The 1,426-nt window shown below is 37.6% G+C and carries 3 protein-coding genes; 1 reads left to right on the forward strand and 2 read right to left on the reverse strand.

The genetic code is table 11. The annotated features are described in order from the left end of the window. Window positions 1-147: 147 nt before the first annotated feature. Entirely contained in the window at window positions 148-498 is a 351-nt protein-coding gene (locus HSISS2_RS10380; RefSeq protein ID WP_042767153.1) for a helix-turn-helix transcriptional regulator, read from the reverse strand. A gap of 294 nt (window positions 499-792) precedes the next feature. Here HSISS2_RS10380 and HSISS2_RS10385 point away from each other — a divergent pair, with 294 nt between their 5' ends. Continuing rightward, window positions 793-1,005, forward strand: coding sequence for a helix-turn-helix transcriptional regulator (locus HSISS2_RS10385; protein WP_021146628.1), 213 nt, complete (start codon window positions 793-795; stop codon window positions 1,003-1,005). A 103-nt stretch (window positions 1,006-1,108) separates the two neighbouring features. Here HSISS2_RS10385 and HSISS2_RS10390 read toward each other — a convergent pair whose 3' ends face one another. Continuing rightward, window positions 1,109-1,324: a hypothetical protein gene (locus tag HSISS2_RS10390; RefSeq protein WP_021146629.1), complete on the reverse strand. Its 216-nt coding sequence runs from the start codon at window positions 1,322-1,324 to the stop codon at window positions 1,109-1,111. Window positions 1,325-1,426 lie beyond the last annotated feature (102 nt).

Genomic DNA, 1,426 nt, shown 5'->3' on the forward strand with positions numbered 1-1,426 from the left:
CAGAAGTTGCAGTTTGATCAAAACCGCCCTCTGCATTAGAGTCTGATTCACTGTTTTCATTAACCAATTTTGTGACCAACCCCGCATTTTTCTGAGCGAGTAGAGAGTTAACTAAATTTGTGTCCAGATAGATTATTTCTTTCATCCTCAATCTCCCTTGCTGCTCATATAACCCGCAATGATGCCACGGATAGCCCGCTTATCATCATCAGTCAGTGGTTTGCCGTCGAACATCATGGCGTTAGCTATGATTTCGTCGATGTCGTCTGGACCTTGGTCTGCCTCGGTGGCTATCCGTGGGTTGTCGGTTCTGCCCAGAAGGTAGTCGGTAGACACGCCGAAGTAGTCGGCGATTTGTTGTAGGCGGTCAGAACTAACCTTTTGTCTTTTAAGAGAATACAGGGTATTTTTGCTAAAACCGAGCTTTTCTTCAACTTGGTTTAGTGATAAGCCCTGTTTTTTTGCTAATTCCCTAACTTTTTCAAACGTGGGAAACATTGATACATCAACCTTTCTGAGAGATTGACAAAAAATATTTAAATTATTTATATAAAAAGTGTTGACTAAATTAAATAAATAATCTAAAATATAATTTGTAAGGCGAACAAATAAACGAAACAAAAAGCGAAGATTAAACCTAAAAAAATAAGTTTGGCGACTTTGGAATTAGTTTAATCAAGCGTTTCTGTTGATAGTTTTTGTATACTCTGATTTTAAATTATTTATTTAAAAATGTCAACAGATTTTATAAAAATATTCGCTAAAAAGTTCGCAAAAAAAGGAGGTGAGTGAATGAGCGCACAGCATCAAAAGTGGGCCAACCTAGTCAAGGAACGACTGGCAGAAAAGAAATGGACACAATCTGACTTAGCTCAAGCAGTTGGTTTGGATAGTCCAGGAACGATTTCTGACTTGCTCAAAAAGGGCAAGGGAAGTGTCGAGCTAAAACTAAAGGTCTCCAAGTTGCTCGGTATCCGAGAGCCTTGGGAAAAATTTGAGGAGTAGGAAGGAGCAAACATGAAACCAAAACGATATCCATATATTGGACAAAAAAAGCGCCTACCAAAAGTGGTAAACGCTAATGAAGCTTTAGAGATTGTAATGGATACTATTGATTCTTGTGCTTTTGCACATATGAATCGTAAGCTCTTAGAATCTCACAAGTTGTATTGAATGCGATAGCGCTTGAAATAGCAACAACTTCACTATCAAGCTCAATACCGTTGTCAACAAGTGATTTCAAAGATTCGCTAACAGATTCGTTGATACCGCTTCGAATTTCTGGATACTTAGCTTCTAAGAAATCATCAAAATTTTCAATCATGACTTGTCTCTCCTTTCATCAAAGATAAGTCAATTATATCAAAATTAGAAAGGATAACAGATGAACGAACTAGAAAGAATAGCCATCGATGAGATATTGAGG

Source organism: Streptococcus sp. HSISS2 (assembly GCF_000448665.1).
GTDB classification, from domain to species: domain Bacteria; phylum Bacillota; class Bacilli; order Lactobacillales; family Streptococcaceae; genus Streptococcus; species Streptococcus raffinosi.

Bases quoted from the DNA above. Each gene is read 5' to 3' on its own strand.
- HSISS2_RS10380 (WP_042767153.1), bottom strand. From the start codon at position 498: ATGTTTCCCACGTTTGAAAAAGTTAGGGAATTAGCAAAAAAACAGGGC.
- HSISS2_RS10385 (WP_021146628.1), top strand. From the start codon at position 793: ATGAGCGCACAGCATCAAAAGTGGGCCAACCTAGTCAAGGAACGACTG.
- HSISS2_RS10390 (WP_021146629.1), bottom strand. From the start codon at position 1,324: ATGATTGAAAATTTTGATGATTTCTTAGAAGCTAAGTATCCAGAAATT.